Origin of the sequence: Arthrobacter sp. Br18, from assembly GCF_000520555.1 — a bacterium.
Taxonomy (GTDB): domain Bacteria; phylum Actinomycetota; class Actinomycetes; order Actinomycetales; family Micrococcaceae; genus Arthrobacter_D.
The window spans coordinates 23,042-29,041 of the sequence record NZ_KI914855.1 but is presented as its reverse complement, the minus strand read 5'-3'; the positions used below and the strand labels follow the sequence as shown (position 1 = coordinate 29,041).

The following is a 6,000-nucleotide window of genomic DNA, read 5'->3' as shown; positions in this document are numbered from 1 at the left end:
CCCCGCCGGTGGATGAGGCGCATGCTCGTCAGCACGTAGCGGTTATTGAGCCACCGCACAAAAGGCCGTCCGAACAGCTGCACCAGCACTACCAGGAACAGTCCCGCGGAGAGAAGTGTCAGCACGGGCCTCCAGTCGCGAAGCGCGTCGGGAAGTGGTGCGGTGCCCAGCCAGCCGCACACGAACCCCCCGACGCCCAGCAGGACTACCGACGCCGCGACCGGCCATGCCAGGGGCATCGGAGAGGCCCGGGTGCGGACCACCACACGTTCCCCCGGAGCAAGCCGAATCCGCATCCCGTCCTAACCCTGCGGACGCAGATGCACCACGTCGCCCGCTGACACGGTGTGCCGTTCGCCGTCGTCGTTCCGCACGACAAGGGCCCCGTGGGCATCGAGGGCCAGCGCGCGCCCGGTGAGCACCTCGTTGCCCGGCAGTTCCGCCCGGATCTCCTGCCCGAGCGTGGCCATCCGGTCGGACACGCGGTTGGCGAGGGAGAGCCCTTCGGGCCAGGCGGCCATCGCATCGCCGTCGACCGCGCAGAACGCACGATAGTGCCCGGCGAACGTGCGGAGGAAGGATTTTAGGAGGACATTGCGGTCGGTGGTCCCGGCATACTCGAGCAGCAGGCTCGTGGCCGTCGGCACGGGAAGCTCCTCGCCCGTCAGGCTGACGTTCAACCCCACACCCACGACGACGGCGGGGGCACCGCCGCGCGGATCCGGCACGAACTGGGCGAGGATGCCGGCGAGCTTGCGCCCGTCCACCGTCACGTCGTTGGGCCATTTGAGCTGCGGGCTGACCTCGGTGCGCTCCTCCACGCTTTCGGCAAGTGCGAGTGCGGCCAGGAGGGACAACCAGGGATACCCCTGGGTCGGCAGCGGCCGGCCGGCACTGTTGACCGGCCGCAGCAGCACGCTGACCAGCAGCGACGACCGCTCCGGAGCCACCCATGACCGGTCGAGCCGGCCTCGCCCGGCGCTCTGCGATTCCGCTGTGAGGACGCTGAGGTCCGGCCACTTCGTGCCCTCCAGGCCGGCCTGCTCCACGAGGTCTGCATTGGTTGACCCAGTCCGCGGCACCAGCTCCAGCCGTGCATACTGTCCCGCGGGCACGCACAGGGCGGCACGGAGCGCTCCCAGGTCCAGCCCGGGACGCTCGAGGTTGGAATAGCGGGAGGTCATGAGTCGATCTTACCCAGCCGTCCCTCCTGTCCCGGGCTCAGAGGAAGATGTCGGGCACCAGCCGGTCCTCCGGCGCGCCGAGACTGTAGACGGAGAAATCCGTGCTGCCCTCCTGCCGCAGGACGTCCTCGTCGGTGAAGAAGTTTCCGGTGCAGTCCCTCGAGTTGCGTATCAGGACGGCATGGGCGGCGTCGGCGACGATCTCCGGACGGCGCGCGGCCTGCACCATCGTTCCGCCGCCGGGCATGTTGCGGATGGCCGCCGTGTCGATCAGCGTGGCCGGCCACAGCGAGTTCACACCCACGCCGTCGGCCCGGAACTCCTCCGCCAGGCCCAGTGTGGTGAGGCTCATGCCGTACTTCGCCATCGTGTAGGCGAGGTGCTTTCCCGCCCACTGCGGGTCGAGATTCAACGGCGGGGAGAGGGTGAGGATGTGGGGGTTGTCCGAGTGCCGGAGCACGTCGAGCGAGAGCTTGCTCAGGAGGAAGGTGCCGCGCACGTTGATGTCCGCCATGAGGTCGTAGCGCTTCATATCGATGTCGGGGGTCTTCGACAGGTCGATCGCCGACGCGTTGTTCACCACGATGTCGATCCCGCCGAACCGCTCGATTGCCGCGGCGACGGCCCCAGCCACGTCTCCGTCGTTTCGGACGTCTCCTACGATCGGCAGTGCGGCGCCGCCTGCCGCCTCGATCTGCCGTGCGGCAGTGTGGACCGTGCCCTCCAGCCGGGGATGCGGCACCCCTGTCTTGGCGAGCATCACCACGTTGGCGCCGTCCCGCGCCGCCCGGAGCGCGATAGCGAGCCCGATGCCGCGGCTGCCGCCCGACATGAGCAGGGTGCGCCCCTTCAGGGTGGGTGGGGAGGCTGGAGCTTCATTTGCTGGCTTGGTGCGTTCAGTCATCCACCCAGAATAGGCGGCGGCGCAGGAAACTGTAGGTGTCCTACAAGCTGTGCAGTGCCGCAGCTCACTAGACTGGGTGAAATGCCCTACCGCTTGGAGGAAACCTCCTTAAGGCGTTGCCACCTGCCTACCGGAGATCCCATGCCCGAAGACCTGACCGCTGATCTTCCCACCACCGCCGATCTCTCGACCACTGCCGGGAAGCTGGCCGATTTCCGGCGCCGGCAGGGCCTCGCAGCTGTTCCCTCCGGACCGGAAGCCGTGGAGAAGCAGCACGCGCGGGGCAAGAACACGGCGCGCGAGCGGATCGACCTGCTGGTGGATCCGGACTCCTTCGTCGAATTCGACGCCCTTGCTGTCCACCGGTCCACAGCGTTCGGCATGGCCAGGAAGAAGCCCCTGGGCGACGGCGTCCTCTCCGGCTACGCGACCGTGGACGGCCGCCTGATCGCCGTCTACAGCCAGGATTTCAGCGTCTACGGCGGATCGCTGAGCCAGGTCAACGGTGAAAAGATCGTCAAGGTGCAGGAGTTCGCGCTGCGCAACGGCTGCCCGGTGGTGGGTATCAATGACGGTGGAGGTGCCCGCATCCAGGAGGGCGTGGCGTCCCTGGCGATGTTCGCGGACATCTTCCGGAACAACGTGCACGCCTCCGGTGTCGTCCCGCAGATCTCGCTCATCATGGGCCCGTGCGCCGGCGGCGCCGCCTATTCGCCCGCGCTGACCGATTTCGTGGTGATGGTCGATAAGACCTCGCACATGTTCATCACCGGGCCCGATGTCATCAAGACGGTGACGGGCGAGGACGTCGACATGGAGACGCTCGGGGGCGCACGGCAGCACAACACGACCACCGGAACGTCCGCCTATCTGGCCACCGACGAACAGGACGCCATCGGGTTCGTCCGGGAGCTCCTCGACTTCCTGCCGTCGAACAACCTCGCCGAGGCGCCGTTGGCGGAGTTCACCGAAATGCTGGAGCTCACGCAGGAGGACCTAGCGCTCGATGCGCTCATCCCCGATTCGGCCAACCAGCCCTACGACATCCACACGATCATCTCCGCCATCGTCGACGACAGCCACTTCCTCGAGATGCAGTCCCTCTACGCACCCAACGTGGTGACCGGTTATGCGCGGGTGGAAGGGCACACCATCGGTATCGTCGCGAACCAGCCCCTGCAGTTCGCCGGTACCCTCGACATCAACGCCTCCGAAAAGGCTGCCCGGTTCGTCCGGCACTGCGACGCCTTCAACATCCCCATCCTCACCCTCGTGGATGTTCCCGGGTTCCTCCCCGGCAAGGACCAGGAGTTCAACGGGATCATCCGCCGCGGCGCCAAGCTGCTGTACGCCTACGCCGAAGCCACGGTGCCGAAACTGACCGTGATCACGCGCAAGGCCTACGGCGGTGCGTACATCGTCATGGGGTCGAAGAAACTGGGTGCGGACATCAACCTCGCCTGGCCCACGGCGCAGATCGGTGTGATGGGTGCTCAGGGAGCCGTCAACATCCTGTACCGCGGGCAGCTGAAGGCAGTGGCCGACGCCGGCGGGGATCTGGAGGCGGCCCGCGCGGACGTGGTCGCGCAGTACGAGGAGGAGCTGCTGAACCCCTACCAGGCGGCCGAGCTCGGCTACGTGGACGCCGTGATCGCGCCGGCGGACACCCGGGTCCAGATCGTCCGCGGGTTGCGGGCCCTCCGGGACAAGCGGTCCGCCATGCCGGCGAAGAAGCACGGGAACATTCCGCTGTGAGCCGGGATGAGCCGGACAACGACGCTTTCTCGGAGGAACCCGCCGGGGCCTCCTCGGATGCGGGTGCACCCGATCCGGCGCTGCTGTCCGTCGTGTCGGGCAAGCCCACCGACGAGGAGCTGGCAGCCCTCACCGCCGTCGTCGTTGCCCTGCAGGGAACGGGGAACACCGGTTCGGGGCCCGACGGCGGGCGGTCCTGGTTGCGGCGGACCATGCTGCGGCTGAATCCGCTCCCCGGCCCGGGCTCGTGGAAGCGCAGCGCGCGGTAGGAACCGGGGAAACGTCGGCGCGTCCGGCAGCGGCCCGTCGGGTCCATCGAGTGCACAGGAATGACGGGAAACGGGCCGCGAACCCGTCAATTCTGCACTCCCGATGGCGGGACAGCTAGGCTCTGCGTGTGATCACTGAACCCTCCTCCCCGCTGCCCACCCACCGGCCCGCCGATGCTATGCCCGCGCGGACACCCACCGCAATCGACGCCGTCGCCGATTCCCATACCCAGACCCTCATCCGGCTGGACCCCGGCTTCGCCACGACCCTGGGTGTGCCCGGACACGAGACCGAATACCGGGACTACTCCCCTGCAGGGCTCGGGGCTTTCGCCGGAGCAGCGCGGGAGACCCTGGAGCGGCTGTCCGGCCTCGAGCCGGCCGACGCCGTCGACGTCGTCACACTCGACGCGATGCGCGAGCGCCTCGGCCTGGAGATCGAAATACACGACACGGGGCTCGACTTCGCGGACCTCAACAACATCGCCTCGCCGGCGCAGGAGATCCGCGCGATCCTGGACCTCATGCCGACATCCACCGCCGAGCAGTGGGGCCACATCGCGGGGCGCCTGCACAACATCCCGAACGCCCTGGCGGGCTACACTTCCTCACTCCGGGAGGGCAGGACGCGAGGACTCGTTGCGGCGGGCCGCCAAATCAACGTCGTGATCGGGCAGGCAGGAAAGTACGCGGGGGACGGCGGATTCTTCGACACCTTCGCGTCCACGGCGAAAGCCGACGACGGCGACCTTCCGGAAGCGCTGCGCGCCGACCTCGCGAGCGGGGCCGATGCCGCCCGCCGGGCCTACGGTGCCTTCGCGGAATTCCTCCGGGAAGATCTCCTGCCGTCGGCTCCCGACAAGGATGCGGTGGGCCGGGAGCATTACTCCCTCATGTCGCGACGGTTCCTCGGCGCGGCAGTGGACCTGGAGGAGACCTACTCCTGGGGGGTCGAGGAGCTGGACCGCATCATCGCGGAGCAGGAAACCGTCGCGGACGAAATCTCGGAAGGTGCCTCGATCGAGGAGGCCATGCAGCTCCTCGACGAGGATCCGGCTCGCCGGTTGCAGGGCACCGACGCCCTGCAGGCCTGGATGCAGGAGCTCTCCGACAGCGCGATCAATGCCCTTGCCGGCAGCCATTTCGACCTCCCGGACATTCTGCGGACGATCGAATGCAGGATCGCACCCACCCATGAGGGCGGCATCTACTACACCGAACCCAGCGACGACTTCTCGCGCCCGGGCCGCATGTGGTGGTCGGTTCCCGAGGGTGAGGAAACCTTCGCCACCTGGCGGGAAACCACGACGGTCTACCATGAGGGGGTTCCCGGCCACCACCTCCAGATAGCGACCGCGATCCACCAGCGCCGACTCCTCAACTCCTGGCGGCGCAACGCCATCTGGGTGTCCGGCCAGGGTGAGGGCTGGGCGCTGTACGCCGAACGGCTCATGGAGGACCTCGGGTTCCTCAGCGATCCCGGCGACCGGCTGGGGATGCTGGACGCGCAGCGCATGCGGGCCGCGCGCGTCGTCTTCGACATCGGCGTCCACCTCGAACTCGCGATGCCGGCCCGCTGGGGCGAGGGAACCTGGACCCCCGAGAAAGGCCATGGCTTCCTCAGGTCGAACATGGCCATCAGTGAAGGCCAGCTGGACTTCGAGTTCAACCGCTACCTCGGGTGGCCGGGGCAGGCTCCGTCGTACAAGATCGGCCAGCGGCTGTGGGAGCAGATCCGGGACGAGGTAAGGGCCAGGGAGGGCGACGCGTTCGACCTTCGCGTCTTTCACACCCGGGCACTGAACCTCGGCTCGGTGGGCCTCGACACCCTGGCACGTGCCCTGCTCAGCTAGACGTTCGTCACATCCGGTCAGGGACGGTCCCTGTC

General features: G+C 67.8%; 6 protein-coding genes. 3 read left to right on the top strand and 3 right to left on the bottom strand.

Annotated features, from left to right (window positions below):
* The 3 genes from Y704_RS24405 to Y704_RS0107140 all read right to left on the bottom strand — a co-directional run.
* The coding region (locus tag Y704_RS24405) for a hypothetical protein (RefSeq protein ID WP_216698958.1) at positions 1 to 263 on the bottom strand (263 nt) is incomplete at its 3' end.
* A 39-nt stretch (positions 264 to 302) separates the two neighbouring features.
* Positions 303 to 1,184 carry a biotin--[acetyl-CoA-carboxylase] ligase gene (locus tag Y704_RS0107145; protein ID WP_026549612.1) on the bottom strand — a complete coding sequence of 294 codons (882 nt, stop codon included), beginning with the start codon at positions 1,182 to 1,184 and terminating at the stop codon, positions 303 to 305.
* A 37-nt stretch (positions 1,185 to 1,221) separates the two neighbouring features.
* Positions 1,222 to 2,088 (bottom strand): SDR family oxidoreductase, encoded by an 867-nt coding sequence (locus Y704_RS0107140; protein ID WP_026549611.1) that lies wholly within the window; start codon positions 2,086 to 2,088, stop codon positions 1,222 to 1,224.
* Between the two features lie 141 nt (positions 2,089 to 2,229).
* Here Y704_RS0107140 and Y704_RS0107135 point away from each other — a divergent pair, with 141 nt between their 5' ends.
* The 3 genes from Y704_RS0107135 to Y704_RS0107125 all read left to right on the top strand — a co-directional run bounded on the left by Y704_RS0107135 (position 2,230) and on the right by Y704_RS0107125 (position 5,965).
* Positions 2,230 to 3,843, top strand: coding sequence for an acyl-CoA carboxylase subunit beta (locus Y704_RS0107135; protein ID WP_035771920.1), 1,614 nt, complete (start codon positions 2,230 to 2,232; stop codon positions 3,841 to 3,843).
* Positions 3,840 to 4,112 carry an acyl-CoA carboxylase subunit epsilon gene (locus Y704_RS19605; RefSeq protein ID WP_026549609.1) on the top strand — a complete coding sequence of 91 codons (273 nt, stop codon included), beginning with the start codon at positions 3,840 to 3,842 and terminating at the stop codon, positions 4,110 to 4,112. The genes Y704_RS0107135 and Y704_RS19605 overlap by 4 nt, the downstream gene beginning before the upstream one ends.
* 179 nt (positions 4,113 to 4,291) lie before the next feature.
* Positions 4,292 to 5,965: a DUF885 domain-containing protein gene (locus Y704_RS0107125; RefSeq protein WP_035771923.1), complete on the top strand. Its 1,674-nt coding sequence runs from the start codon at positions 4,292 to 4,294 to the stop codon at positions 5,963 to 5,965.
* Positions 5,966 to 6,000: the final 35 nt, after the last annotated feature.

Excerpts from the sequence above, each read along its gene's own strand:
- Y704_RS0107145 (WP_026549612.1), bottom strand. The coding sequence starts at position 1,184 with ATGACCTCCCGCTATTCCAACCTCGAGCGTCCCGGGCTGGACCTGGGA.
- Y704_RS0107140 (WP_026549611.1), bottom strand. The coding sequence starts at position 2,088 with ATGACTGAACGCACCAAGCCAGCAAATGAAGCTCCAGCCTCCCCACCC.
- Y704_RS0107135 (WP_035771920.1), top strand. The coding sequence starts at position 2,230 with ATGCCCGAAGACCTGACCGCTGATCTTCCCACCACCGCCGATCTCTCG.
- Y704_RS0107125 (WP_035771923.1), top strand. The coding sequence starts at position 4,292 with ATGCCCGCGCGGACACCCACCGCAATCGACGCCGTCGCCGATTCCCAT.